Raw genomic sequence first — 23,946 nt, forward strand, 5'->3', positions numbered from 1 at the left:
AGAACGAACGTTCGTGACGGGCGTTCGAATACATCAGGAAAGCGGGGCAGACATGATGAAGATGCGCAGAGGCGTGCTCGCGGCCGCCGTCAGCGCGGCATTGCTGGCGGCATGCGGCGGCGGCAATCCCGATCCGGCCAGTGACGGCCCTTCCGGCGCACCGACGACGCTCGGTTCGTTCACCGCGGTCGTCTCTTTCGGCGACAGCCTGAGCGACGTCGGCACCTATGCGCCGAAGACCGGCCCGCTGGGCGGCAAGTTCACGACCAACCTGGCCGGCACCGACGGCTACATCTGGGTCGAGCATGTCGCCGACGCGCTGGGGCTGGCGGTCACGCCGGCGATGACCGGCTTCGCCGGCCTGCCGAGCACCGACTGCCCGGCCGCGAACAACACCTGCACCGGCTTCGCCCAGGGCGGCTCGCGTGTCACCAACCCGGTCGGCATCGGCCGCGACGGCGGTGCGCTGACCGTCCCCGTTGTCACGCAGATCGACAACTACCTCGCCAGCGAGCGTTTCGGCCACACGTTCAAGGACACCGACCTGATCCTGATCTGGGCCGGCAACAACGACGCCTTCGTGCAGCTGAACACCTTCGCCACGACGGTGCAGGCGATCCAGGCGCAGGTCATCGCCGGCGAGATCAGCGCCGAGCGCGGCAACAAGCTGATGTACGACGCGCAGAGCGCCGCCCAGGAGGGCGTGAAGGAAGCCGCGCTCGAGCTGGCCGGCTACGTGAAGACCAAGATCCTCGCCAACGGCGGCAAGTACGTCGCGATCGGCAACCTGCCGAACTCGGCGCTGACGCCCAGGTTCCAGGCCTACCCGGCGAGCATCCAGGGCGTGCTGAAGACCATCACCGAGACCTTCAACTTCTGGCTCAAGGCCGGTCTCGACGGCCAGCCGGTGCAGATCCTCGACATGGCCGCCATCGGCGCCTCGGTCTACGCCAACCCCGGCAGCTGGAACATCACGACGCCGGCCTGCAGCATTCCGAAGATCTCGGGTTACACCGCGGGCGCCATCACCGACGGCTCCTCGCTGTTCTGCAACGCGACGCCCGGCTTCCCGTACAACGGCCTCGTCGACGGGGCCGATCCGTCCACGTGGTTCTTCGCCGACGGCGTGCACCCGAGCACCGGGGGCCACGCGTACTACGCCCGCCAGGTCCTGGCCCAGCTGAGATCGTTCGGCTGGATCGCCGCGGACGACTGACGACGACGCGAACGCCACGACAAGGAATCACGACATGAACAAGACGATTCGCGCGCTGGCGGTGCTGGCGCTCGCGGCCGGTGCCGCGGGCCTGGCCCAGGCCCAGGACTACAAGCTCAACGTCCTCAAGGCCGGCATCACGCGCTACGACACGCATTCCCAGACCAACGGCGTGACCGGCCTGGGCGTGCCGCCCGGCGCCGACGCCAACACGACCGACGCGACGACGGCGGTCTTCATCTACGAGCGCATGGTGTCGCCGAACATCGGCGTCGAACTCGTGCTCGGCATCCCGCCGAAGATCGAGGGTTACGCCGACGGCTCGGTGGACTACCTCGGCAAGGTGGTCGAGGCGCGCTCGGTGGCGCCGACGCTGCTGTTCAACTACCACTTCGGCGCGCCGGCGGACAAGTTCCGCCCGTACGTCGGCCTGGGCATCAACTACACCCACTTCGCCAAGCGCAAGTCGCCCTACGGCTGGAAGATCCACATGGAAGACTCGTGGGGTCCGGCGGCCGAAGCCGGCTTCTCCTACAAGCTCGACCAGGACTGGGGCGTGTTCGCCAGCGTCGCGGTCATCAAGGTCAAGAGCGAGCTGGTCGGCGAAGGCGCCGCGGTCATCAAGACCACGGTGAACTACCGCCCGGTGGTCTTCACCGGCGGCGTCAGCTACAGCTTCTGATCGCCCGGCGGGGCGCGCCGCGCCCCTGCTGCACGAGGCCCGCCGGCAGCGCCCGCGGGCCTCGTGTCGTTTCAGGCGCCGCCGTCGCGGCGTGTGCGGCGCTGCCGGCGCTCGATCGTGATCTTGAGCGTCAGGATCGTCGCCGCCAGCGCCAGCGTCGCGGCGTTGGCGACGATGATCGGCCACTCGCCGAGCGCGATGCCGTAGGCCAGCCACAGCGCCACGCCGGTGGTGAACACGCCGTACATGCCCAGCGAGATGCCGCTGACGTCGCGTGTGCGCAGCGTCAGCAGCGCCTGCGGCACGAAGGCCGCGGTGGTCAGCGTGGCGGCGAGGTAGCCGATGGCGTCGGCCAGCGTCATGGTGCGGCGGCCGCGCCGGCGTCGCGTGCGGTCCATTGCAGCAGGGCCTCGAAGGCCGGGCGTGCGGCAGCGGCGTTGGGGTGCTGCAGCAGCGCGACGAAGGCGTAGCGCCGGCCGCTGTCGGCGAGCACGTAGCCGGCCAGCGCCGCGACGTCGCGCAGCGAGCCGGTCTTCAGGTGCGCGCGGCCCGGTGTCAGCGCCTTGGCGCGGCGCATCGTGCCGTCGATGCCGGCCACCGGCAGCGAGGCGACGAACTCCGGCATCGCCGGGCTGGCGTAGCCGCGCTCCAGCAGCCGCGCCAGCAGTCCGGCGCTGAGCCGGGTCGTGCGCGACAGCCCCGAGCCGTTGTCGATGACGGTGCCCGGCGGCAGCGGGCCGAGCGCCTGGTCCAGCCATTCGGCGAGGGCACTGCGTGCGCCGGCGGCGTCGGCCGGCAGGTCGGGGCGGCGCTGCAGCGCCAGCGTGCGCGTGATCTGCTCGGCCATCGTGTTCTGGCTGAGCTTGTTCATGTCGCGCAGCAGGTCGGCCAGCGGCGGCGAGCGCAGCTCGAAGCTCGGCGCGGTGTCGCGTGGTGCGCTGCCGGCGCGTGCACGGCCGGCCAGGCGACCACCGGCCTCGGCCCACAGCGCTTCCAGCAGCCGCGCGTCGTAGCTCGCCGGGTCGGGGTCGGCGACGTACCAGGCCAACTCGCCGCAGGCCGCCGGGTAGCGGCCGGCAAAGCGCACCGCCGGGCCGAAACTCGCGCCCAGCGCCGTGCGCCAGTCGCTGCACGGGGCGGCCGACAGCGGCACCGTGGCCTGCACCGGGGTGCGGGCCAGCGGCGGGTCGGCGATGACGCGCGCGACGCCGGCGCCCGGGTCGGGCACGAAGGTGTAGCCGACGGTGCGAAAGCTCGCCAGCAGCGCCGCCGGCTGCACGTTGTACGGCCGGGTGGCGTCGCCGTCGAAGTCGCCGGGCGCCGCCTCGGGGGCGACGAAGGCCGAGCCGTCGAGCACGATGTCGCCGCGGATCTCCAGCACGCCCATCTGGCGCACGCGGCGCAGCGCGGCGCGCAGCCGGTCGGCGCTGAGCTGCGGGTCGCCGCGGCCCTGGAGGACGAGCGAGCCGTCGAGCACGCCGTCGCGGATCTCGCCCTGCAGCCAGACCGGCGTGGTCCAGGTCCAGCCGGTGCCCAGGCGTTCCAGCGCCGCCAGCGTCGTCACCAGCTTGGTCACCGAGGCCGGGTTCAGCGGCAGCTCGGGCTGCCAGGCCAGGCGCGTCGGGCCGGCCGGCAGCTCGCGCACGACGACGGCCAGCGCCGAGGCCGGCACGCCGGCGCGCTCGAGCGCCGCACGTGCCTCGGCGGGCAGCGCCTGCGCCCGCGCGGCCAGCGCGGCGACCGCGAGCGCGAGGCAGGCGAGGGCACGCGGCAGGGTCATCCGGCGATGATCGCACGGCTAAACTCGCCCGATGCCCGATCCGTCCCTCCCGCCCGGCAGCGTGGCCGCGGCGAGCCCCGAGACGGCGCGTCTGCTCGCCTTCGACACCTCCACCGAACGCATGGCCGTCGCGCTCGCCGCGCCGCACGGCGCCTGGACCGCCGACGAAGCCGGCGGCGCGCAGGCGTCCGCGGCGCTGCTGCCCACCGTGCAGGCGCTGCTCGCGCGCGCCGGGCTGGTGCTGGCCGAGGTCGACGCCATCGCCTTCGGCCGCGGCCCCGGCGCCTTCACCGGCCTGCGCACCAGCTGCGCCGTCGCCCAGGGCCTGGCGTTCGGCATCGGCTGTCCGGTGCTGCCGGTCGACAGCCTGCTGATCGTTGCCGAGGACGCGCGTGTGCAGCTTGCCCCCGAGGCGGCCGAGTTCGAGGTCGACGTCGCGATGGACGCGCGCATGGACGAGGTCTACGCCGCACGCTGGCGCTGGGCCGACGGCCGCTGGCACGAGCTCGTCGCGCCGGCGCTGTACACGCTGGAGGCATTCGCCGCGATGGCCGCCGGCAGTGGCGGCGTGGTGGCCGGCAGCGCGATCGCCGCCTTCGGCGAGCGTCTGGGCCTGGCGCCCGGGCGCGCCGTGGTCGCCGTCGAGCACGACCGTCCCGCGGCGCTGCTGCGCCTGGCGCGCGCCGCCTGGGCCGCCGGCCAGGGTGTCGACGCGGCGCTGGCGCTGCCGCTGTACCTGCGCGACAAGGTCGCGCTGACGACGCGCGAACGCGAGGCCGTGCGCGCCGCGAAGGACGCCGCGGAGGCTTCGCGTTGAGTGCCGCGACGCTGCGCGCGATGAGCTTGTCCGACCTCGACGCGGTCCTGGCCGTCGAGGCCCGGGCCTACGAGTTCCCGTGGACCCGCGGCAACTTCGTCGACTCGCTGGCCGCTGGTTACGAAGCCTGGGTGCTGGAGGCCGACGGCGTGCTCGCCGGCTACTACGTCGCGATGGTCGGCGTCGACGAGATGCACCTGCTCAACGTCACCGTCGCGCCGGCGCTGCAGCGCCGCGGGCTGGGCCGGCGGCTGCTCGACGAGCTCGACGCACGCTGCCGCGTGCTGGCGCTGCCCGTCGTCTGGCTCGAGGTGCGCGCCGGCAACGAGCGCGCGATCTCGGTCTACCTGCGCCGCGGTTTCGCGCCGGTCGGGCGCCGGCGCGGCTACTACCCGGCGGCGCAGGGGCGTGAAGACGCGATCGTGATGAACCGGCGCGTGCCGCAGGAGGCCGGCGATGTGGTCTGAACGCCAGGCCGCGATGCTGCGGGCGATGGGCCTGCGGCTGTGGCAGCCGCCGATCCTCGACGCCTCGGCCCCGCCGGCAGAAGCCGCGGCGGCCGAGGCGCCGGCACCCGTGGTCGAGGCGGTGCCGGTGGCGGGCGTGGCGCTGCGTTCCGAGCCGCGCCCGGCGGTGCCCCCCGCGGCGCCGGTGGCCCCCGCCGCGGCGCCGGCCGTGCGCCCCGCAGCCCCGTCTGCCGCCCCGGTGCCGGCCGTGCGCGCCACGGCGCCGGCAGTCGCCCCGGTGCCGGCCGCGCCGGTGGACCTGGGGGCCGTCTCGGGCCTGGACTGGCAGCCGCTGCGTGAAGCCGTCGCCGGCTGCACTGCCTGCGCGCTGGCGCAGAGCCGCACGCAGACCGTGTTCGGCGTCGGCCACCCGCAGGCGCACTGGATGATCGTCGGCGAGGCCCCCGGCGAGCAGGAGGACCTGCGCGGCGAACCCTTCGTCGGCGCGGCCGGCCAGCTGCTCGACGCGATGCTGCGTGCGCTGGCGCTGTCGCGTGCGGCCGATGGGGACCCGGCGCAGCGTGTCTACATCGCCAACACGCTGAAGTGCCGGCCGCCGCGCAACCGCAACCCGGCGCCCGACGAACTGCAGCGCTGCGAGCCTTTCCTGGTGCGCCAGATCGAGCTGGTCAAGCCGCGCATCATCCTCGCGATGGGGCGTTTCGCGGTGCAGGCGCTGCTGCGCAGCAGCGAGCCGATCGGCAAGCTGCGTGGGCGCGTGCACCGCTACCAGGGCGTGCCGCTGGTCGTCACCTACCACCCGGCCTACCTGCTGCGCAACCTGCCCGACAAGGCGCGCGCCTGGGACGACCTGTGCCTGGCCGCGGCGGTGGCCGAACGCACCGGCGGCGGCTGAAGGGGGCAGAAGAAGGGGTCAGAAGAAGGGGTCAGGTCCTGAGGGACCTGACCCCAGTCTTTCTGGTCTTTCTGCGGCAGGTCCACGGCCGAAGGGGTCAGGCCGAAGGGGTCAGGTCCTGCGGGACCTGACCCCGGTCTTCTTGACCCCGGTCTTCTCCGTCTTCACGTCTCCCCGTCAGCCCTTCGGCACCTTCTTCGGCCGCTGCCAGCCCGGCAGGCTGGCCTGGCGCGCGCGTGCGACGGTGAGCTGGCCGGCCGGCGCGTCCTTGCCGATCGTCGAGCCGGCGCCGATCGTCGCGCCGTCGCCGATCGTCACCGGGGCGACGAGCACGCAGTTCGAGCCGACGTGCACGTCGGCGCCGATCACCGTGCGGTGCTTGTTGGCGCCGTCGTAGTTGGCGGTGATGCTGCCGGCACCGTAGTTGACGCGCGGGCCGACCGTCGCGTCGCCCAGGTAAGCCAGGTGGTTCGCCTTGGCGCCGTCGGCCAGCGTCGAGTTCTTCACCTCGACGAAGTTGCCGATGTGCACCTCGCGGCCGAGCGCGGCGCCCGGGCGCAGGCGCGCAAACGGGCCGACCAGCGCGCCGGCACCCACCTTGGCGCCTTCGACGTGGGAGAACGGATGCAGCACCGCGCCGGCGCCGATCTCGGCGTCGCGGATGACGCAGTTGGCGCCGATCGAGACGCCGTCGCCGAGCACGACGCGGCCTTCGAAGACGCAGTTGACGTCGATCTCGACGTCCTGGCCGCAGTCCAGCGTGCCGCGCAGGTCGAAACGCGCCGGATCGGCCAGGCGCACGCCGGCGGCCATCAGCGCCTCGGCGCGCTGGCGCTGCAGGCGGCGCTCCAGGTCGGCGAGCTGCGCCGGGCTGTTGACGCCCAGCACCTCGGTCTCGCCCGACGCCGCCGCGGCGACCACCGCCACGCCTTCGGCGACCGCCATGCCGACGATGTCGGTCAGGTAGTACTCGCGCTGGGCGTTGTCGTCCTTCAGCGCCATCACCCAGCGCTTCAGCAGCGCCGTCGGCGCGGCCATCATGCCGGTGTAGACCTCGCGGATCGTGCGCTGCGCCTCGCTCGCGTCCTTGTGCTCGACGATCGCCGTCACCGCGCCCGCGGCGTCGCGCACGATGCGGCCGTAGCCGCTGGGGTCGGCGAGCTCGACGGTCAGCAGCGCCAGGCGTTCGCCGCCGCAGGCCGCGGCCAGCGCGGCGGCGGTCTCGGGGCGGATCAGCGGCACGTCGCCGTTGAGGATCAGCGTCGTGCCGGCGGCGTCGTCCAGCGCCGGCACCGTCTGCTGCACCGCGTGGCCGGTGCCGAGCTGCGGCTCCTGGCGCACGAAGACCGCGCCGCTGGCCGCCGCGGCGGCCTCGACCTGCTCGGCGCCGTGGCCGGTGACGACGACGGTGCGCAAGGCCCCCAGCGGCGCGGCGGCATCGAGGACATGCTGCAATAGGCTGCGACCGCCGAGCCGGTGCAGCACCTTCGCCCGCGCCGACTTCATCCGCGTGCCTTTGCCCGCGGCCATCACGACGACGTTCAATGCCATGAGACGGTCCTTGTTGAAAGCGGCGATTATCGCGGCCGCCCTGGTGCTCGCCGGCTGCAGCACGCTGCGTCTGGGCTACGACAACGGCCCCCGGCTCGTGTGGTGGTGGCTCGACGGCTACCTGGACCTCGACTCGCGCCAGGCGCCGGCGGCCAAGGCGGCGATCGCGCGCTGGTTCGACTGGCACCGCGCCAACGAACTGCCGGAGTACGCCGCGCTGCTCGCCGAGGCGCGCCAGACGGTGATGCAGCCGACCACGCCCGAGGCCGTCTGCCGCTGGACCGGGCGGCTGCGCGAGGCGGCGATGCCGGCGCTGGACCGTGCGCTGCTGGAAGGCGCGCCGCTGCTGGCCGGCTTGCGCGAGCCGCAGCTGCGCCACCTGGAGCAGCGCTATGCCAAGCGGCTGGACGAGATGCGCGAGGAGTACCTGCAGGCCGACCCGGTGGCACGGCGCGAGGCCGCGGTCGAACGCGCTGTCGGCCGCTTCGAGGACTTCTACGGCCGCCTGGACGCGGCGCAGCGGCGCGTCGTCGCCGAGGCCGTGGCCGCGTCGCCGTGGGACCCCGAGGCCTGGATCGCCGAGCGCGACCGGCGCCAGCGCGAGATCGTGCAGACGCTGCGCCGGCTGGTCGCCGACCGTGCCGACGCCGACACCGCGCTGCCGGCGCTGCGCACGCTGGCTTCGCGCGGCGAACGGTCGGCCGATGCGGCCTATCGCGAGCAGCAGGCCCGGCTGGAGCTCTACAACTGCGGCTTCGCCGCGCGTGTGCACAACACGACGACGCCGGCGCAGCGCGAGCGGGCGCGCGAAAAGCTGTCGGGCTGGGAGCGCGACCTGCGCTCGCTGGCCGCCGCGGCCACCGGCACGCTGGCAGTCCAGCCCTGAGCCGGGACACGCAAGGCCGGAAGGCCTCGCGTGCCAGGCTCAGGCCCGAGCGCGATTTCACGCGCTCGCGCTGAGCCGGCTTCAGCGCGCGTCGGGCGCCAGCGGCACGACGACGCGGCGCGGGTTGACGCCGGTCTTCGGGAAGTCCATCAGCGCGGCGGAGAACATCGCCGCCAGCGTCGGGTCATCGAGGCCGCGATGGCTGTCCAGGCTGGCGCGCGCCTCGAACAGCGGCTGGCCGCTGGCGCGGTCGCGCAGCAGCACCGCGACCTCGCCTTCGTAGCGCGTCACGCGGTCCATGTACCCGGGGCCCCAGAACGGCCCGGGGCCGTACCACGGCGAGTTGCGCCAGTAGCCCCAGCCGCCGCGCCACCACAGCGGGTCGTCCCAGATGATCTGCTCGGCGCGGGTGACGCGGGCACCGACTTGCACCAGCACGTCGGGCGCCTGGCCGGCGGCGGCCGGCGTGAAGCCGGCCTGCTCCAGCGCCGGGCGGGCGGCCAGTTCCAGGCGCTCGGTCTCGGCGGCGCGCGCCTGCTGCGACGGCAGGCGGTCGAAGGCGTAGGTGCCGGGCGCCCGCTCGGCCGGCCAGGAGCCGTAGCTCGAGACGTCGGCGGTGACGCTGTTCAGGCCCGCACAGCCGGCGAGCAGGGCCGCGGCGGCAACGGCCGCGGCGCCGATCCAGGTCTTCATGGCGTGTCCTCGGAGTCCGGTGCGATGCGCAGCGCGCCCGGTGCCGGCGGCGGCGGCGCGCAAGGCTCCTCGTCGAAGGCCTTGTCGCCGTCCGCGTCGGCCACCCCGGTGGCGCGCAGCGTCTCGAAAGGATAGAGCTTGCGGTCCATCATGTGCGACGGGACGATGTTGCCCATCGCGGTGAACATGTTGTCGATCCGCCCCGGGTACTGGCGTTCCCACTCGCGGATCATCTTCTTGATCTGCACGCGCTGCAGGTTCTCCTGATTGCCGCACAGCGAGCACGGGATGATCGGGAACGCCCGGTGTTCGGCCCAGCGCTCCAGGTCGGTCTCGGCGACGTAGGCCAGCGGCCGGATGACGACGTGGCGGCCGTCGTCGCTGACCAGCTTCGGCGGCATGCCCTTCATGCGGCTGCCGAAGAACATGTTCATCAGCAGCGTGACGACCATGTCGTCGCGGTGATGGCCGAGCGCGATCTTGGTCGCGCCGATCTCGCTGGCGACGCGGTACAGCACGCCGCGGCGCAGCCGCGAGCACAGGCTGCACATCGTCTGGCCCTCGGGCACCAGGCGCTTGACGATCGAGTAGGTGTCCTGCTCCTCGATGCGGAACTCGACGCCGCGGCTCTTCAGGTAGGTCGGCAGCACCTCGGCCGGAAAGCCGGGCTGCTTCTGGTCGAGGTTGACGGCGACGATCTCGAAGTCGATCGGCGCGCGCTCGCGCATCGACAGCAGGATGTCCAGCAGCGCGTGGCTGTCCTTGCCGCCGGACATGCAGACCATCACGCGGTCGCCGGCCTCGATCATGTTGAAGTCGCCGATCGCCTGGCCGACGAGGCGGTGCAGGCGCTTGGACAGCTTGTTGGCTTCGAAGGCGGCCTTCTTCGCCGCCGCGGCGTCGGTGGTGATGACGGTGTCCATCGTGTTCATTCCTTGCAGCCGAAGACCTCGACGCCGACCGCCGCGCAGTCGGGGTAGACGTCGGGCTTCTCGGTGGAGACGCGCGCCGCGCGCACCATCGGGTGGGCCATCAGCGAGCGCAGCAGGTCGTCGGCCAGCGTCTCCTGCAGGTGGATGTGGCCGCGCGCGACACGTTCGGCGACGGTGCTGCGGATGAAGTCGTAGTCCAGCACTTCGTCGAGGCGGTCCTCGCTCGGCGTCGACAGCGCCAGCGGCACCCAGAGGTCGACGTTGATGACGATGCGCTGCTCGCCCTGCTTCTCGAAGTCGTGCACGCCGATGTTGACGTGGATCTCGTGGTCGCGCAGGAACAGGCGCCGGCAGTCGCGCAGCGTGGCGGAGAAGGGGAGGCTCTGCATGATGAGGGGTCAGCCTTGGCGGGCGATGAACAGCACGTCGCGCGCCTGGGCCTGCAGATGCTGGCCCCCGTCGACGAGGATCGTGGTGCCGGTGATGGCCGGCGATTCGAGAACGAAACGCACCGCGCGCGCGACGTCGGCGGCGGTGGACGAGCGCCCGAGCGGCGTCATCTGGTGGGCGGCGGCGAACTCGGCCTGGTCCATGTCGCCCGACGGCAGCGTGACGCCGGGCGCGACGCCGCAGACGCGCACCGCCGGCGCCAGCGCCTGGGCGAGCAGCGTCGTCGCCTCGCGCAGCGCGGCCTTGGACAGCGTGTACGAGAGGTGGTCGGGGTTGGGGTTCCAGAGCTTCTGGTCGAGCAGGTTGACGACGCAGCCGCCGCCGGCGCGGGCCAGCGCGCGCGCCAGCACGACGGCCGGCGCGACGTTGGCGCGCCAGGCGCGCTCCATCGCCGCGTAGCCGAAGTCCTCGGCCGTGTCGTACTCGAACAGCGAGGCGTTGTTGACGACGGCGTCGACGCGGCCGAAAGCGGCCTGCACGGCCGGCAGCAGCGCTTCGCACTCGGCCTCGACGGCGAGGTCGGCGGCGAACACCTGGCCGCGTGCGCCGACCGAGGCCAGCGCGCGCACCGCGGCCTCGGCGTCGGCAGCCGAGGCGCGGTGGTGCAGCGCCACGTCCCAGCCGTGGGCGGCGAGTTCGAGCGCGATGGCGCGGCCGATGCGGCGCGCGGCGCCGGTGACGAGGGCGACCGGGCGGCCGCTTCGGGCGGCGTCTGCGCTGCCGACGTGGGCTCCGACCTGGGCTGTTTCCATGCTTCCTACAATGCCCGCGTGACCACAGGCGAACCCGACAGTTTATCGGCGCGCATCGCCGCGCGCCTGCGTGCGGACGGTGGCTGGTGGCCGTTCGACCGCTTCATGGCTGCGGCACTGTACGAGCCGGGCCTGGGCTACTACACCCGGGGCGCCCCGGTGTTCGGCACGATGCCGGCCTCGGGCAGCGATTTCGTCACGGCGCCGGAGCTGTCGCCGCTGTTCGGCGCCGCGTTCGCGCGCCAGGTCGCGCAGGCGCTGGCCGCCGCCGGCGCGCACGAGGTCTGGGAGTTCGGTGCCGGCAGCGGCGCCTTCGCGTCGCAGCTGCTCGCCGCGCTGCCACCCGACACGCGTTACCACGTCGTCGACCTGTCGGGCACGCTGCGCGCGCGCCAGGCCGAACGCCTGGCGCCGTTCGCGCCGCGTGTGCAGTGGCACGACACGCTGCCCGAGGCGATCGAAGGTGTCGTCGTCGGCAACGAGGTGCTCGACGCGATGCCGGTGCAGTTGCTGCACTGGGACGGCGGACGCTGGTTCGAACGCGGCGTCGTCGACGACGGTGGCCGCTTCGCCTGGGCCGACCGGCCGACCGAACTCCGGCCGCCGGTCGAGACCGGCTTCCTGCCCGGCACCACGATCGAGCTGCCGGCGCAGGCTTCGGCCTTCGTCGCGACGCTGGCCGCGCGGCTGGTGCGCGGCGCGGCCTTCTTCGCCGACTACGGCTTCCCCGAGCGCGAGTACTACCACCCGCAGCGCCGCGGCGGCACGCTGATGTGCCACCGCGCGCACCGCGCCGACATCGACCCGCTGGTCGAGGTCGGCGAGAAGGACATCACCGCGCACGTCGATTTCACGGCGGTCGCGCTGGCCGGCCAGGACGCCGGGCTGGACGTGATCGGCTACACCTCGCAGGCGCGGTTCCTTGCCAACTGCGGGCTGTTCGAGCTGCTCGAAGGTGCCGACGCGCGCACGATCGCCCACGCGCAGAAGCTCGTCACCGAGCACGAGATGGGCGAGCTGTTCAAGGTGATCGGCTTTGCAAGGGGGCTGCCGGATTTCGCTCCCGTCGGGTTCGCCGCCGGCGACCGCACGCACACGCTGTAGCCGCGATGCGCTGGCTGCTGGTCTTCATCGTCGCCTGCCTGATCTTCAATAGCCTGCAGCACTGGTTCGCCAGGCTCGGGCTGGGCCGGCTGCCGGGCGACCTGCGCTTTCGTGTCGGCGGGCGCGACTGGTTCGTGCCGATCACCAGCTCGCTGGTGCTGAGCCTGATCGTCGGGCTGATCTCGCTGGTCGTCTGAGCCGGCGCTACAGCGCCGCGCCGACGGCGTCGGCCCGGGCGAGCTGGATCGCGGCGGCGATCTGCGGCCCCTTGGCGCCGCGGGCCGCGGCGGCCGCCGCCACGGCCGCGGTGTCGACACCGCGTGCGGCCTCCAGCAGCGCCGTCAGGCGTTCACGCTGCGGATAGGGCCGGTCCTCGAGCCCGCTGCGGCCGCGGGCGTCGCATTCGCAGGCCCACAGCGCCTCGGCAAAACGTTCCGGGCGGCGGAAGGCGTCGCAGCGTTCGAGCAGGCGCACGATGGCGGCGGCGCCGAACTCGTTGCTGCGGTGGAGGTTGCCGTGCTCGCGCGCGACCAGGTCGGCCAGCTCGCGGCAGGGGTTGGGCACACGCCAGCGATCGGCCACCGCCCGCGCCAGCGTGGCGCTGCGGCCTTCGTGGCCCAGGTGGCGCGGCAGCACGTCGGCCGGCGTCGTGCCCTTGCCCAGGTCGTGCATCAGGCAGGCCCAGCGCACCGTCAGCGGCGCCTGCAGCCTGGCGGCCATGTCCAGCACCAGCATCGTGTGCACGCCACAGTCGACTTCCGGGTGGTGCTCCGGCGGCTGCGGCACGCCCCAGAGCCGGTCGAGTTCGGGCAGCAGCCGCGCCAGCGCGCCGCAGCGGCGCAGGATCTCGAACATGCGGCTGGGCCGGGCCTCCATCAGCCCGCGCGACAGCTCCTGCCAGACCCGCTCGGGCACCAGCGCGTCGACCTCGCCGTCGGCGACCAGGCGTTCGAGCAGCGCCTCGGTCTCCGGCGCGACCGTGAAGTCGGTGAAACGCGCCGCCAGCCGCGCCAGGCGCAGCAGGCGCACCGGGTCCTCGACGAAGGCGTCGGAGACGTGGCGGAAGATGCGCGCCTGCAGGTCGCGCTGGCCGCCGTGCGGGTCGACCAGCGTGCCGTCCTCGGCGCGCGCGATCGCGTTGATCGTCAGGTCGCGGCGCAGCAGGTCGTCTTCCAGCGTGACCGACGGGTCGGCGTGGATCGTGAAGCCGCGATAACCCGGCGCCGACTTGCGCTCGGTGCGCGCCAGCGCGACCTCCTCGCCGGTCTCGGGGTGCAGGAAGACCGGGAAGTCGCGCCCGACGGGGCGAAAGCCCGCGGCGACCAGCTCCTGCGGCGTGCTGCCGACGACGACCCAGTCGCGGTCGCTCGCCGGCAGGCCCAGCAGCGCGTCGCGCACCGCGCCGCCGACGACGTAGAAACGTCCGCTCATCGGCTGCTGCGGTACGGTTCCTCGTCGGCGATGAAATCGGCTTCGGCCAGCGCGTCGGCGATCCAGGCGGCGACACCCGGCGCGGCGAGCACCCGCCGCACGTAGGCGCGCGTGGCGTCAGACACCGGCAGCGCGTAGCTCACGAGCCGCGTGCAGACCGGCGCGTAGAACGCGTCGGCGGCGCCGAACTCGCCGAACAGGAAGGGGCCGCCGCTGGCGTCCAGCGCCTCGGCCCACATCGCCTCGAGCCGCGCAACGTCGCGCTGCAGCGCCGGCTGCTCGGCCCACAGGCGCTCGCCGACGTCGGGCAGCGCGGCCTCGATGTTCATCGCGCAATGCCGGCGCAGCGCGCCGAAGCCGCCGTGCATCTCGGCGCACAGGCTGCGCGCCCGCGCCCGCTGCTTCGCATCGGCCGGCCAGACGCCGGCCTGCGGGAAACGTTCGGCCAGGTACTCGGTGATCGCCAGCGTGTCCCAGACGGCGAAACCGTCGTCCAGCAGCACCGGCACCAGCCCGGCCGGGCTGACGGCGGCGACCTGGCGGCGGAAGTCCGAGCCTTCGGCGAAGTCGAAACGCAGCTTGCGTTCGTCGAAGACGATGCCCAGCTGGCGCATCAGCACCCAGGGCCGCATCGACCACGACGAGTAGTTCTTGTTGCCGATCACCAGTTGCAGGCTCATCTCGGGCGTTCTTTCGTTCAGGACGTTCAGCCGCGGCGCGCGTGCCCGCGCCAGCGGTCGTAGCGTGCACGCCCGAAGGCGCGGCCCAGGTAGGCGGGTGCGATCGCTTCCATCGCCGCCGGCGTGATGCCCAGCGCCTCCAGGCCCGGCAGCTTGCCGCTGGCGACGTTGGCCACGCGCATCGAGTCGAGGTTGTCGCGCGACATCAGCGGCGTGCCCGGCATCATCTCCATCAGCAGCGCCTGCAGCCGGCCGACGGCGTCGGGCAGCGGGAACTGCGGCCGTTCGTGGCCCGACCAGCGCCCGGCCAGGCGCACGATCTCCGACAGCGTGTAGACCTTCGGGCCGGCCAGCTCGTAGACCTGGCCGATCGTCGCCTTGTCGTCCAGGCAGCGCACGATGGCCGTCGTGACGTCCTCGATCCACACCGGCTGCATCTTCGCGCCGCCGCCGGGCAGCGGCACGAACGGCGCCATCGCCTGCAGCTCGGCAAAGACGTTGAGCACACGGTCCTCGGTGCCGAAGATCAGCGACGGCCGCACGATGGTCAGCGCGACGCCGGGCGACTGCAGCGCGGCTTCGCCCTCGGTCTTGCTGCGCAGGTAGTTCGACGGCCCGCCGGCGCCGACACCCAGCGCGCTGACATGCAGCACACGCCGGCCGCCGGCGGCGGCACAGGCATGCGCGATGCGCCGCGGCAGCTCGACGTGCACGCGCTGGAACTGCTCGCGGCTGCCGTGCAGGATGGCGATCAGGTTGATGACCGCGTCGGCCTGGGCGACCAGGCGTGCCAGCGTGCGCTCGTCGTGCACGTTGGCCTCGACGAGCTCGACGGTGGGCAGCGAGCGCAGCACGACGCCGTGCGAGAGGCGGCGCGTCGGCACGATGACGCGGCCGCCGCCGCCGCCGTTGCGCTCGACCAGCCGTTCGACGAGCGAACGGCCGACGAAACCGGTACCACCGAGGACGAGAACGTTCTTCATGGTTCAGGGGAGGTCACGATCGACGGGAGGGGCATTCGGGGCGGGCGGGCCGATCGGGCCGCCCAGCCGGGCCTTCAGCGACGGCGGGGTGCCGCCCAGCACGGCGGAATAGTAGACGGCGTTGGACAGCACCTTCTTCACGTAGTCGCGCGTCTCGCCGATCGGGATCGCCTCGACCCAGGCGGCGGGCTCGACGGCCGGCGCGTCGCGCCAGCGCCGCGGACGGTTCGGGCCGGCGTTGTAGCCGGCGGTGGCCAGCGGCTGCGAGCCGGCGAAGTCGTCCAGCACCATCTTCAGGTAGCTCGTGCCCAGCAGCAGGTTGGTGTCCGGGTCGGTGAGCATCGCCGGCTTGTAGTCCAGGCCGATGCGGCGCGCGACGATGCGCGCGGTGGCCGGCATCACCTGCATCAGCCCGCTGGCGCCGACGCTCGACTGGGCGACGGTGATGAAGCGCGACTCCTGGCGGATCAACCCGAAGGCGTAGGCCGGGTCCAGGCCGACGCGGCGCGCGGTCTGCGTCAGCGCGGTGCGGTGCGGCGTCGGGAAGCGCTGGGCGATGTCGATCTCGGCCTTGCTGCGGTCGCTGGTGAAGATGCAGCGGTCCCAGACCTCGCGCTCGCAGGCCATCTGCGCGGCGGCGAGCAGGTCGCGCTCGGCCAGGCCGCGCAGCGAGAAGTTCCACTCGCGCTGGCCTTCGCTGCGCAGGCCCAGGTCGATCAGCTGCAGCGCGCGTGCGAAGCCGGGGTTGAGGCGCGCCGCCTCGCGTTCGGCCGGCTGCAGCGTGCGCGGCGGGGGCGGCAGCACGAACGGCAGCCCCAGATCCTCGGCGGCGAGCTGGCCGTAGAAGTGCATCTGGCCGGCGATCGACTGCAGCATCGCACGCGCCGCCGTGCGGTCGGCCTCGCCGGCGGCGCCCGCCGCGGCGCTGGCGGCCATCGCGCGCGAGCGCCAGTAGACCCAGGCCGCGTCGGCGCGTTCGCCCGGGCTCATGGCGTCGATCGCGCGTGCCAGCAGCGGCCAGCGGTCGGGCGCGTCGCCGGCACGCAGCGCCGCGCGTGCACCCCAGGCCAGCGTGTCGTCGCTCCAGCCGGGGGCCGAGGCGCCGGCCAGCGTCCAGGCGCGGCGGTAGTGGTCCAGCGCCTGCGGCTGCTGCAGCACCGCCGTCCACTTGCCGGTGAAGGCCCAGGCGAAGGCGGCGTCACGCCGGCCCAGGCGCTGCTCCCAGCCGCCGGCGGCGAGCTGCGCGGCGGCGGCCGGCGGGTCGTTGGACGCCAGCTTCAGCAGCGCCAGCAGCGCCACCGCCGGCGCGGTGTCGGTGCGCGCCAGCGTGCGCGCCGGGTTGGCCACCGCGTCGTCGACCGCCTTCGTGGTCTCGGGGCCGAGCAGGGCCACCGCGGCACGCAGCGAGCGCTGCCCGCGTGCCGAGTTCTGGCGCTCGAGCTCGAAGGCCAGGCGGGCCTGCTGCCAGACGTCGTCGGCGTTGAAGCGCCCGGCGGTGAACATCGATTGCGCCAGCAGCGTGCAGCCGTCGTCGGCCTCGCGCTGGGCGTACCAGGCTTCCAGCGCGGCCTGGCGCACGTCGCGGCCAGCCTGGTGCTCGATCAGCCGCGTGTAGCAGGTGACCTCGCGGTCGTCGTTCATGCGAAAGCGCGGCACGTCGCGGGCGAAGTTCGCCCAGTCGCGGCGCTTGCCGAGTTCGAGCAGCCAGTCGTTGCGCAGCCGGTCCTCGACGTACTGGCCGCTCCAGCGGCGGTAGAAGGCCTCGACCTCGGTGGCGTCGGCTTCGCGCAGCCGGCCCGACAGGTCCCAGTAGTCGACCCAGGGCGCCAGCGGGTGCGACGCGAACAGCGCCGCGGTGCGCAGCGCCGACAGCCGGGCGCGGTCGCCCTTCTGCGCCGCGGCGCGGGCGTCGAGGATCAGGTCGTCGCCGGTCTGCGCGCGGGCAGCCGGCAGCACGAAAGCCAGCGCGAGCGCGGCGACGGCGACGGTGCGCGCGGGGGCCCGGCGGATGATGCGATGCAGGGCGGTCATGGCTCGGAATCTAGCGGATCGCGAGTAACCGTCGGCCCGCGGCGCGATCAGGCCGACTCCAGCGCGGCCCGCGTGGCGAGCGCCTGCTCGAGCACCCAGTCCTCGAAGGCGGCGAGTTCGGGCCGCTCGCGCCGTGCCGGCCAGCGCACCAGCCAGTAGGCGAACGGCGAGCGCAGCCGCCCGGCCGGACCGAAGGGCTCGACGAGCTCGCCGCGCTCCAGCGACTCGCGCACCAGCGCCAGCCGGGCCAGCGCCACGCCCTGGCCGGCGGTGGCGGCCTGGATCTGCTGGTAGGTGTAGTTCAGGTAGAGCCAGCCGCGCGGCTCGAGGTCGGGCACGCCCTTGGCGGCGAGCCAGTGGCGCCAGCTCAGGTACTCGACGCTGGGCAGCTGCGAGTCCTCCTCGAGCAGCGTCATCGGCGCCAGGTCCTCCGGGCGCGCGAGCGGGCCGAGCGCGGGGCTGGCCACCGGCGTCAGCACTTCGCCGAACATCGGCGTCGAGCCCGGCGGCGCGTCATCGGGGTGGCAGTAACGCAGCGCGAGGTCGAGCTCCGGGTCGTCGAGCTCGACGATGGCGTCGGTGGCCGAGACCCGGATGTCGATGCCCGGGTGCTCGCGCTGGAACTGCTGCAGCCGCGGCAGCAGCCACATCGACGCGAACGACGGCCAGGTCGTCAGGTTCACCTGGCGCCGGCCCTGGGCGACGCGGATCTGGTGCACGGTGGCGTCCAGGCGGTCGAGCAGCGGCGCGACGGTGCGCAGCAAGGCCTCGCCGGCGCTGGTCAGCTCGACGTGGCGCGTGCCGCGCAGCAGCAGCGGCACGCCGATCTCGTCCTCCAGCGAGCGGATCTGGCGGCTGATCGCCGGCTGCGACAGGTGCAGCTCGTCGGCGGCGGCGCGAAAGCCGAGCCGGCGGGCGACCGCCTCGAAGGCGCGCAGCGGGCCGATCGACAGTGGGCGTTGGCGTGGGCGATTCATGCGCTTTGATTATCAATGCGGCGCAGATTTTCGATTGGACCCGGGGTCTTGCGCTGCCGAAAATAGCGGCCAGGCAGTCGAATTCTGGAGTCCGCGATGTCGCAAGCCGTCATGAGCAATCCGCATCAAAACGCACCGTGGGAGTGGGCCGTCGGTCCGGCCATGGCGATGCGCGTGCCGGCGGCGAACCAGCCGCGCTGGCTGGTGGTCTCCGAAGGCCGTGTCTGGCTGACGCGCAGTGGTGCCGGCCCCTACGAAGCCGACATCTGGCTGGACGCCGGCCAGCGCCACGAACTGCCCTGCGGCAGCGAGTGGGTCATCGAAGGCTGGCCCTCGGCGCAGGTCGAGCTGCTCGAGGCGCCGTGCAAGGCGCCGGCGCGTCGCCCGGCGCGTCCTGGCCGCTGGCACGCGCCCTGGGGCGCGGCGCACGCCGCCTGATTCGGCGCCGGAAGCCGCGCCGCAGCGCTCGGTGAACGGGGCCGGGCGCATCGCGCCCGTCTAGGCTGGCCGGGCGCCAGGCCTCACAATCGGAGGTCATGAACCTGCCGTTCCCGCTGCCGCTGCAGCCCTCCCGCGACAAGAAGACGCTGAGGCGCCAGCTCCAGGCCGAACGGCAGTCGCTGGTCGACCGCCACCAGCGCTCGGTGCACCTGCAGGAGGTGCTGCGCGTGTGGCTCATCGGCCGCGTCGAGAACACCATCGGTGCCTACTGGCCGATCAAGGGCGAGTTCGACGCGCTGCCGGCGCTGTACCGCTGGAGCGAGGCCGAGCCCGACCGCCGCATCGGCCTGCCGGTGATGGACCGCGAGACCAAGCAGCTGCGTTTCCATGTCTGGTATCCGGGCTGCCCGATGGAAGAGGACGCCTACGGCATCCCCAAGCCCAAGGACACCGAGCAGTTCGAGCCCGGCCTGCTGCTCGTGCCCTGCGTCGGTTTCGGCCCGGGCGGCGTGCGCCTGGGCTACGGCGGCGGTTTCTACGACCGCACGCTGGCGACGCTGCAGCCGCGGCCGCTGACCGTCGGCGTCGCCTATGCCCACGGCTTCGTGCCCTGGCTCGAGGCCGAGCCGCACGACGTGCCGCTGGACGTCGTCCTCACCGAGGACGGCGTGCACTGGCAGCATCCCGACATCTGAGCGCCGTGCGGCCGCCCGCCGCGCCGGGTGGCCCGTCCTCGAAGACGTCTTCCGGGCGTCGCAGGAGTCCACGATGAGCCAACTGGGTCGCCACCGTGCGCTGCACCCGCTGTCTGCCGCCCTGGCGGCTGTCGTGCTGGCGGTCCTGTCCGCCTGCGGCGGTGGTGGCGGCGGCGGCGGGAACGCGGTGGAGGGCACGCTGTCGGTGTCGTCCAACCTCGTCGTCGACGGCGACACCAACGACCCGAACCAGCGCCGCGTCGCCAACGACGACGCCGACAGCGCGCAGCCGATCGCCGCCACCAGCCAGGTGATGGGCACCGTCAACCTGGCCGGCGCCGGGCCCGCCGGCGCCAGCCGCGCCGGCGGCGATCCGGGCGACTTCTTCCGCGTGACGCTGGCCGCCGGGCAGACGCTGCAGCTGGACTTCACCGCCGACTCCGCCACCAACGACCTCGACCTGTACGTCTTCCGCCGCAACGGCGACTCGTACCTGCTGGTCGGCGTGTCCAACGGCGTGTCGCTGTCCGAGTGCGTGCGCATCAGCGCGGCCGGCGAGTACGTCGCGCTCGTCGACGCCTACGCCGGCGGTTCGCTCTACAACCTGCGCATCGCGGCGGCGGGGGCTTCCGGCGCGTGCTTCAACTCGACGGTCACCGGCGGTGCCGGGCCGCTCGTGCCGGGGCAGCTCGTCGTCGGCCTGGACGCCGGCAGCGCGCGCGTGCACGCCGCCGGCGCGCTGTCCCGGACCCACGGGCTGGCGCTGCTGGAAGGCGGCGTGGCGCCCGGGCGGGTCGGCCTGATGGCCCTGGCCGCCGACGAGAAGACCCGCCGCCGCGGCCTGCTCGCGCTGGCCGGCGCCGACGAGGCGGCCTGGCGTGAGGCGCGCCGCCCGGCCTGGATGGACCGCCTGTCCGCCGACTCGCGGCTGCAGGTCGAGACGCTGCAGTACGCCAAGCGCCTGGCGGCGAGCGGTGCCTTCGATCACGTCACCGTCAACCGCCCGCTGCGCGCCACGGCGCTGGTCGGCCGTTTCCCGCCGGACGACCCGCGCTATTCGCTGCAGCGCTGGCACTACGAGCAGATCGCGCTGCCGTCGGCGATGGACACGCTGGTCGCCATCGAGCCGCAGCCGACGCAGCGGCCGATCGTCGCGGTGCTGGACACCGGCATCGTCGCCGAGCATCCCGACTTCGCCGGCCAGATCACCCCCGGCTACGACTTCATCCAGGACCCGGCCTCGGCGGGTGACGGCGGCGGCCTCGACGCCGACCCGGACGACCTGCGCAGCGCCGCGTCGCAGCCGTCGTTCCACGGCACCCACGTTGCCGGCACCGTGGCCGCGGCCAGCTTCAACGGCGACGGTGTCGCCGGGGTTGCGCCGATGGCGCTGGTGATGCCGCTGCGTGTGCTCGGCCGGGGTGGCGAGGGCACGTTCTACGACGTCCTGCAGGGCCTGCGCTACGCGGCGCGGCTGGCCAACGACTCGGGCCGGCTGCCCGAGCGGCGCGCCGACGTCGCCAATCTCAGCCTGGGCGGCGCCGGCATCGCCTGCGACGCCGCCACCGTCGCGCTGCTCGGCCAGGTGCGGGCCCAGGGCACGCTGGTCGTCGCGGCGGCCGGCAACGACTCGGCGCGCGACGCCGGGCGGGTGGCGGCGGTGAACTACCCCGCCAACTGCGCCGGCGTGCTCGCGGTCACGGCCACCGACGCGCAGCGCGGCCTGGCCTACTACGCCAACGGCGGGGTCGAGGTGGCGCTGGCCGCGCCCGGCGGCGACATGCGCGTCGCGACCACCGGCAGCGGCCTGCCCGACGGCGTCTACAGCACGCTGGCCGGCTTCGATGCCGGCGGCGTGCGCGTGCCGACCTACGGCGCCTTCCAGGGCACCTCGATGGCGACGCCGCACGTCGCCGGCGTGCTGGCGCTGATGCGCTGGGTCCACCCGGCGCTGACGGTCGACGAGGTGGACGCGCTGCTGCAGTCCGGGCAGCTGAGCGACGATCAGGGGGCGGCCGGCCGCGACACCGCCTACGGCTGGGGCATCGTCAACGCGGCCAAGGCGGTGCGGGCCGCGCTGGCGCTGAAGAACGGCGGTGCCGTGCCCGGGGCGCAGGGCGTCCTGGAGACGCAGCCGTCGGCGCTGGACTTCGGCACCACCACGACCGGCCTGGACTTCGTCGTGCGTGCCACGGCCGCCACCGACGAGACCGTCACCGGCGTCGCGGCCGACAGCGTCGCGGTGACGGTCGCCGCCGTCGCGGTGGACGCGGCCGGCCTGGGCCGCTACCGCGTCACCGTGGACCGCAACGCCCTGGCCGCAGGCGTCTACACGCCGACGGTCACGGTGCAGACCAGCCGCCGCACGCTGAGCGTCACGCTGGCCGTGCAGAAGCTGGCCGCCACGACAGGCGTCGACATCGGCCCGATCTACGTGCTGGTATACGACACCGCGACCCGGGAGGTGGTGCGGCGAGGCCTGGTGCGCGCCAGCGGCGGCGTCTACCGCTACCGCGTCGACGGCGTGCGCTCGTCTTCGGTGGCGATCGTCGCCGGCAGCGACTACGACAACGACGGCAGCCTCTGCACCAGCGGCGAGGCTTGCGGCGCCTACCCGGTGCTGGGCGCGACCTTGACCCCGGTGGACCTGACCGGCGACCGCAGCGGGCTGGACTTCCTGCTGTCGGCGCTGGGGGCCGCAAACGCGGAGGCCGCCTCGCGGGCGGCCTCCTGGAAACGCTAGGACGTTGGACACGCGGCCCGGCATGGCCGGGCTCGCGGGGGCATCAGAAGCGCTTGCCGATGCCGATGCCGACGAGCAGCGGGTCGACCTTGAAGGTGCCGTGGTCGGTGCCGCCGATCGAGACGTCGGTGCGGATCTGGACCTTCTTCACGTCGACGTTGAACAGCCAGCCGTCGCCCAGCGGAACGTCGACGCCGACGTTCAGCGCCGCGCCGAAGCTGTTCTTGTCGATCTTCGCGCCGGGAACGTCGAGGTCGACGCTCGAGAAGCGGGTGTAGTTGATGCCGGCGCCGACGTACGGGCGGAAGCCGTTCAGGCCGGTGAAGTGGTACTGCAGCGTCAGCGTCGGCGGCAGGTGCTTCAGCGTGCCGATCTTGGCGCTGCCGGCCTTCACGTCGTGCTTCTGCGGGTAGGTCAGGATCAGCTCGGTGGCCAGGTTCGGCGTCCAGAAGTAGGTGATGTCCACTTCCGGGAACGTCTTCGAGTTGGCGTTGAGGTCCAGGTCCGTGCCCTTGTTGGCCGGATCCAGGTACAGCGCGCGGCCGCGGACGATCCAGGAGCCGGAGTCGTCGGCCTGGGCCTGGGCCAGCGGGGCGGCCAGACCGGCCGACAGGGCGACGAGGGCGAGCGCGGTGCGCTTGAACATGGAGAAACTCCTCAACTTTTGATCTGGCCACATGGCCTGGATCAATTTGGCGCGCCTGCGCAAACGTCAACTTTGAGCTGGCGCAAAGCCCTAGGGGCAAACACCAGTTCCGCCGGCTCTTGTGTTGCTCTTGACCGACGTCAGGCGTCTTGAGCCAAGCCGAGTCTGCGGCAGATCTCCAGCGAAAGCGAGGACTGGTTCAGCGTATAGAAATGCAGCGCCGGAGCACCGCCGGCGATGAGCCGTTCGCACAGCCGCGTGACGACCTCGATGCCGAAGGCGCGCACCGACGCGGTGTCGTCCATGAAGCCTTCCATCTTCAGCGCCACCCAGCGCGGGATCTCGATGCCGTCGCGCGCGGCGAACTGGGCGATGCGCGCGTAGTTGTGGATCGGCATGATCCCCGGGACGATGGGCACACGCACGCCCAGCTTGTGCACCTCGTCGACGAAGTGGAAGTAGGCGTCGGGGTTGAAGAAGAACTGCGTGATCGCCGAGTTGGCGCCGGCGCCGACCTTGTTCGCGAAGTGCTCGAGGTCGCGGCGCGCGTAGCGCTGCTGCGGGTGGTATTCGGGGTAGGCGGCGACCTCGATGAACCAGTCGTCGCCCTGGGTGCGGCGGATGAACTCGACGAGGTCGCTGGCATAGCGGAACTCGCCCGCGGTCGCGGTGCCGCTGGGCAGGTCGCCGCGCAGCGCGACGATGCGGCGGATGCCCTGCTCGCGGTAGGTGGCCAGGATCTCGGCGATGTTGGCTTCGGTGCTGCCGACGCAGGACAGGTGCGGCGCGGCCTCGTGGCCCATCGCGGCGATGGCCTTGACGGTGTCCAGCGTGCGCTCGCGCGTCGTGCCGCCGGCGCCGTAGGTGACGCTGAAGAACTCGGGGTTCACCGCCGCCAGATCCTGGACGACGGTGCGCAGCTTGTCCGCGCCGACCGGCGTGTTCGGCGGGAAGAACTCGAAGCTGACGGGCGTGGTGCTCATGGGCGAACTCGCGGGCGGGCATGAGAGAAGCGGGCCGTGTCCGCCTCTTGGCGGAACAGCGGCCCATCAAGCAAGCGCCGCGACCCGGCTCTGCCGGGCCGCGGGGGAGCG

At 73.1% G+C, this 23,946-nt stretch carries 25 protein-coding genes; 11 read left to right on the forward strand and 14 right to left on the reverse strand.

What is annotated here, in order from left to right; genetic code table 11:
• Positions 1-55 precede the first annotated feature (55 nt).
• Both LOC65_RS06310 and LOC65_RS06315 read left to right on the forward strand, forming a co-directional pair.
• A complete protein-coding gene (locus LOC65_RS06310; protein ID WP_230246961.1) occupies positions 56-1,216 on the forward strand; it encodes an SGNH/GDSL hydrolase family protein in 1,161 nt (386 codons plus the stop codon).
• Between the two features lie 34 nt (positions 1,217-1,250).
• A complete protein-coding gene (locus LOC65_RS06315) occupies positions 1,251-1,898 on the forward strand; it encodes an OmpW family protein (RefSeq protein WP_009856485.1) in 648 nt (215 codons plus the stop codon).
• Positions 1,899-1,969: 71 nt separating this feature from the next.
• On the opposite strand, the gene LOC65_RS06320 is transcribed toward LOC65_RS06315, so the two are convergent.
• Both LOC65_RS06320 and dacB read right to left on the reverse strand, forming a co-directional pair.
• Entirely contained in the window at positions 1,970-2,260 is a 291-nt protein-coding gene (locus LOC65_RS06320; protein ID WP_037290234.1) for a SemiSWEET transporter, read from the reverse strand.
• The gene (gene dacB / locus LOC65_RS06325; protein WP_009856487.1) at positions 2,257-3,678 is read right to left on the reverse strand and encodes a D-alanyl-D-alanine carboxypeptidase/D-alanyl-D-alanine-endopeptidase; all 1,422 of its coding nucleotides are present in this window, start codon (positions 3,676-3,678) and stop codon (positions 2,257-2,259) included. Before dacB ends, LOC65_RS06320 begins: the two co-directional genes overlap by 4 nt.
• A 31-nt stretch (positions 3,679-3,709) precedes the next feature.
• Between dacB and tsaB the strand changes: the two genes are divergently transcribed.
• From tsaB to LOC65_RS06340, 3 genes are read left to right on the forward strand one after another with little or no spacing between them, the layout of a single operon-like run.
• Positions 3,710-4,495: a tRNA (adenosine(37)-N6)-threonylcarbamoyltransferase complex dimerization subunit type 1 TsaB gene (gene tsaB, locus LOC65_RS06330; RefSeq protein ID WP_230246962.1), complete on the forward strand. Its 786-nt coding sequence runs from the start codon at positions 3,710-3,712 to the stop codon at positions 4,493-4,495.
• Positions 4,496-4,515: 20 nt separating this feature from the next.
• Entirely contained in the window at positions 4,516-4,962 is a 447-nt protein-coding gene (rimI, locus tag LOC65_RS06335) for a ribosomal protein S18-alanine N-acetyltransferase (RefSeq protein ID WP_029718604.1), read from the forward strand.
• A complete protein-coding gene (locus LOC65_RS06340; RefSeq protein ID WP_230246963.1) occupies positions 4,952-5,857 on the forward strand; it encodes a uracil-DNA glycosylase family protein in 906 nt (301 codons plus the stop codon). The genes rimI and LOC65_RS06340 overlap by 11 nt, the downstream gene beginning before the upstream one ends.
• Positions 5,858-6,034: 177 nt before the next feature.
• Here LOC65_RS06340 and glmU read toward each other — a convergent pair whose 3' ends face one another.
• Positions 6,035-7,408 carry a bifunctional UDP-N-acetylglucosamine diphosphorylase/glucosamine-1-phosphate N-acetyltransferase GlmU gene (gene glmU / locus LOC65_RS06345; RefSeq protein WP_230246964.1) on the reverse strand — a complete coding sequence of 458 codons (1,374 nt, stop codon included), beginning with the start codon at positions 7,406-7,408 and terminating at the stop codon, positions 6,035-6,037.
• Positions 7,409-7,421: 13 nt separating this feature from the next.
• Between glmU and LOC65_RS06350 the strand changes: the two genes are divergently transcribed.
• Positions 7,422-8,294: a DUF6279 family lipoprotein gene (locus LOC65_RS06350; protein WP_230246965.1), complete on the forward strand. Its 873-nt coding sequence runs from the start codon at positions 7,422-7,424 to the stop codon at positions 8,292-8,294.
• 81 nt (positions 8,295-8,375) lie between these two features.
• Here the strand turns inward: LOC65_RS06350 and LOC65_RS06355 are convergent, their stop codons facing one another.
• From LOC65_RS06355 to LOC65_RS06370, 4 genes are read right to left on the reverse strand one after another with little or no spacing between them, the layout of a single operon-like run.
• Positions 8,376-8,987: a DUF4136 domain-containing protein gene (locus tag LOC65_RS06355; RefSeq protein WP_009858779.1), complete on the reverse strand. Its 612-nt coding sequence runs from the start codon at positions 8,985-8,987 to the stop codon at positions 8,376-8,378.
• Positions 8,984-9,919 carry a tRNA 2-thiocytidine(32) synthetase TtcA gene (gene ttcA, locus LOC65_RS06360; protein WP_029718607.1) on the reverse strand — a complete coding sequence of 312 codons (936 nt, stop codon included), beginning with the start codon at positions 9,917-9,919 and terminating at the stop codon, positions 8,984-8,986. The genes LOC65_RS06355 and ttcA overlap by 4 nt, the downstream gene beginning before the upstream one ends.
• The gene (locus LOC65_RS06365) at positions 9,916-10,308 is read right to left on the reverse strand and encodes a dihydroneopterin aldolase (protein WP_009858777.1); all 393 of its coding nucleotides are present in this window, start codon (positions 10,306-10,308) and stop codon (positions 9,916-9,918) included. The genes ttcA and LOC65_RS06365 overlap by 4 nt, the downstream gene beginning before the upstream one ends.
• Positions 10,309-10,317: 9 nt before the next feature.
• Entirely contained in the window at positions 10,318-11,121 is an 804-nt protein-coding gene (locus LOC65_RS06370; protein ID WP_230246966.1) for an SDR family oxidoreductase, read from the reverse strand.
• 18 nt (positions 11,122-11,139) lie between these two features.
• On the opposite strand from LOC65_RS06370, the gene LOC65_RS06375 reads away from it, so the two are divergent.
• On the forward strand, positions 11,140-12,225 hold the full coding sequence (locus tag LOC65_RS06375) for an SAM-dependent methyltransferase (protein ID WP_230246967.1): 1,086 nt from the start codon (positions 11,140-11,142) through the stop codon (positions 12,223-12,225).
• 5 nt (positions 12,226-12,230) lie between these two features.
• Entirely contained in the window at positions 12,231-12,422 is a 192-nt protein-coding gene (locus tag LOC65_RS06380; RefSeq protein WP_230246968.1) for a DUF2905 domain-containing protein, read from the forward strand.
• 7 nt (positions 12,423-12,429) lie between these two features.
• Here the strand turns inward: LOC65_RS06380 and LOC65_RS06385 are convergent, their stop codons facing one another.
• Genes LOC65_RS06385 through LOC65_RS06405 form a run of 5 tightly spaced genes read right to left on the reverse strand, consistent with a single transcriptional unit; the run spans position 12,430 to position 18,327 of the window.
• Positions 12,430-13,656, reverse strand: a complete 1,227-nt coding sequence (locus tag LOC65_RS06385) for a multifunctional CCA addition/repair protein (RefSeq protein ID WP_009858773.1) — start codon at positions 13,654-13,656, stop codon at positions 12,430-12,432.
• Positions 13,653-14,336 carry a glutathione S-transferase family protein gene (locus LOC65_RS06390; RefSeq protein ID WP_230246969.1) on the reverse strand — a complete coding sequence of 228 codons (684 nt, stop codon included), beginning with the start codon at positions 14,334-14,336 and terminating at the stop codon, positions 13,653-13,655. Before LOC65_RS06390 ends, LOC65_RS06385 begins: the two co-directional genes overlap by 4 nt.
• Before the next feature lie 26 nt (positions 14,337-14,362).
• A complete protein-coding gene (locus tag LOC65_RS06395) occupies positions 14,363-15,319 on the reverse strand; it encodes a complex I NDUFA9 subunit family protein (protein WP_230246970.1) in 957 nt (318 codons plus the stop codon).
• Between the two features lie 3 nt (positions 15,320-15,322).
• Positions 15,323-17,350, reverse strand: coding sequence for a transglycosylase SLT domain-containing protein (locus tag LOC65_RS06400; protein ID WP_230246971.1), 2,028 nt, complete (start codon positions 17,348-17,350; stop codon positions 15,323-15,325).
• Between the two features lie 47 nt (positions 17,351-17,397).
• Positions 17,398-18,327 carry a LysR substrate-binding domain-containing protein gene (locus tag LOC65_RS06405; protein ID WP_009858769.1) on the reverse strand — a complete coding sequence of 310 codons (930 nt, stop codon included), beginning with the start codon at positions 18,325-18,327 and terminating at the stop codon, positions 17,398-17,400.
• A gap of 96 nt (positions 18,328-18,423) precedes the next feature.
• On the opposite strand from LOC65_RS06405, the gene LOC65_RS06410 reads away from it, so the two are divergent.
• From LOC65_RS06410 to LOC65_RS06420, 3 genes are all read left to right on the forward strand, one after another.
• Entirely contained in the window at positions 18,424-18,765 is a 342-nt protein-coding gene (locus LOC65_RS06410) for a DUF2917 domain-containing protein (protein WP_164962662.1), read from the forward strand.
• Between the two features lie 98 nt (positions 18,766-18,863).
• Positions 18,864-19,463 (forward strand): 5-formyltetrahydrofolate cyclo-ligase, encoded by a 600-nt coding sequence (locus LOC65_RS06415; RefSeq protein WP_164962663.1) that lies wholly within the window; start codon positions 18,864-18,866, stop codon positions 19,461-19,463.
• 73 nt (positions 19,464-19,536) lie between these two features.
• Positions 19,537-22,206, forward strand: coding sequence for a S8 family serine peptidase (locus tag LOC65_RS06420; RefSeq protein ID WP_230246972.1), 2,670 nt, complete (start codon positions 19,537-19,539; stop codon positions 22,204-22,206).
• A 43-nt stretch (positions 22,207-22,249) separates the two neighbouring features.
• On the opposite strand, the gene LOC65_RS06425 is transcribed toward LOC65_RS06420, so the two are convergent.
• A complete protein-coding gene (locus tag LOC65_RS06425; protein ID WP_009858765.1) occupies positions 22,250-22,852 on the reverse strand; it encodes an OmpW family protein in 603 nt (200 codons plus the stop codon).
• 140 nt (positions 22,853-22,992) lie between these two features.
• A complete protein-coding gene (metF, locus tag LOC65_RS06430) occupies positions 22,993-23,835 on the reverse strand; it encodes a methylenetetrahydrofolate reductase [NAD(P)H] (RefSeq protein WP_230246973.1) in 843 nt (280 codons plus the stop codon).
• Positions 23,836-23,946 lie beyond the last annotated feature (111 nt).

It is taken from the genome of Rubrivivax sp. JA1055, from assembly GCF_020966565.1.
In the GTDB taxonomy this organism is placed as follows: Bacteria; Pseudomonadota; Gammaproteobacteria; order Burkholderiales; family Burkholderiaceae_C; genus Rubrivivax; species Rubrivivax benzoatilyticus.

What these genes read in the sequence shown, in the direction of transcription:
- tsaB (WP_230246962.1), top strand. Translation starts at nt 3,710, where the DNA reads ATGCCCGATCCGTCCCTCCCGCCCGGCAGCGTGGCCGCGGCGAGCCCC.
- LOC65_RS06390 (WP_230246969.1), bottom strand. Translation starts at nt 14,336, where the DNA reads ATGAGCCTGCAACTGGTGATCGGCAACAAGAACTACTCGTCGTGGTCG.
- LOC65_RS06405 (WP_009858769.1), bottom strand. Translation starts at nt 18,327, where the DNA reads ATGAATCGCCCACGCCAACGCCCACTGTCGATCGGCCCGCTGCGCGCC.
- LOC65_RS06395 (WP_230246970.1), bottom strand. Translation starts at nt 15,319, where the DNA reads ATGAAGAACGTTCTCGTCCTCGGTGGTACCGGTTTCGTCGGCCGTTCG.
- LOC65_RS06400 (WP_230246971.1), bottom strand. Translation starts at nt 17,350, where the DNA reads ATGACCGCCCTGCATCGCATCATCCGCCGGGCCCCCGCGCGCACCGTC.
- glmU (WP_230246964.1), bottom strand. Translation starts at nt 7,408, where the DNA reads ATGGCATTGAACGTCGTCGTGATGGCCGCGGGCAAAGGCACGCGGATG.
- LOC65_RS06380 (WP_230246968.1), top strand. Translation starts at nt 12,231, where the DNA reads ATGCGCTGGCTGCTGGTCTTCATCGTCGCCTGCCTGATCTTCAATAGC.
- rimI (WP_029718604.1), top strand. Translation starts at nt 4,516, where the DNA reads ATGAGCTTGTCCGACCTCGACGCGGTCCTGGCCGTCGAGGCCCGGGCC.
- LOC65_RS06415 (WP_164962663.1), top strand. Translation starts at nt 18,864, where the DNA reads ATGAACCTGCCGTTCCCGCTGCCGCTGCAGCCCTCCCGCGACAAGAAG.
- LOC65_RS06365 (WP_009858777.1), bottom strand. Translation starts at nt 10,308, where the DNA reads ATGCAGAGCCTCCCCTTCTCCGCCACGCTGCGCGACTGCCGGCGCCTG.
- LOC65_RS06320 (WP_037290234.1), bottom strand. Translation starts at nt 2,260, where the DNA reads ATGACGCTGGCCGACGCCATCGGCTACCTCGCCGCCACGCTGACCACC.
- dacB (WP_009856487.1), bottom strand. Translation starts at nt 3,678, where the DNA reads ATGACCCTGCCGCGTGCCCTCGCCTGCCTCGCGCTCGCGGTCGCCGCG.
- metF (WP_230246973.1), bottom strand. Translation starts at nt 23,835, where the DNA reads ATGAGCACCACGCCCGTCAGCTTCGAGTTCTTCCCGCCGAACACGCCG.
- LOC65_RS06410 (WP_164962662.1), top strand. Translation starts at nt 18,424, where the DNA reads ATGTCGCAAGCCGTCATGAGCAATCCGCATCAAAACGCACCGTGGGAG.
- LOC65_RS06340 (WP_230246963.1), top strand. Translation starts at nt 4,952, where the DNA reads ATGTGGTCTGAACGCCAGGCCGCGATGCTGCGGGCGATGGGCCTGCGG.
- LOC65_RS06385 (WP_009858773.1), bottom strand. Translation starts at nt 13,656, where the DNA reads ATGAGCGGACGTTTCTACGTCGTCGGCGGCGCGGTGCGCGACGCGCTG.
- LOC65_RS06370 (WP_230246966.1), bottom strand. Translation starts at nt 11,121, where the DNA reads ATGGAAACAGCCCAGGTCGGAGCCCACGTCGGCAGCGCAGACGCCGCC.
- LOC65_RS06315 (WP_009856485.1), top strand. Translation starts at nt 1,251, where the DNA reads ATGAACAAGACGATTCGCGCGCTGGCGGTGCTGGCGCTCGCGGCCGGT.
- ttcA (WP_029718607.1), bottom strand. Translation starts at nt 9,919, where the DNA reads ATGAACACGATGGACACCGTCATCACCACCGACGCCGCGGCGGCGAAG.
- LOC65_RS06310 (WP_230246961.1), top strand. Translation starts at nt 56, where the DNA reads ATGAAGATGCGCAGAGGCGTGCTCGCGGCCGCCGTCAGCGCGGCATTG.
- LOC65_RS06425 (WP_009858765.1), bottom strand. Translation starts at nt 22,852, where the DNA reads ATGTTCAAGCGCACCGCGCTCGCCCTCGTCGCCCTGTCGGCCGGTCTG.
- LOC65_RS06355 (WP_009858779.1), bottom strand. Translation starts at nt 8,987, where the DNA reads ATGAAGACCTGGATCGGCGCCGCGGCCGTTGCCGCCGCGGCCCTGCTC.
- LOC65_RS06420 (WP_230246972.1), top strand. Translation starts at nt 19,537, where the DNA reads ATGAGCCAACTGGGTCGCCACCGTGCGCTGCACCCGCTGTCTGCCGCC.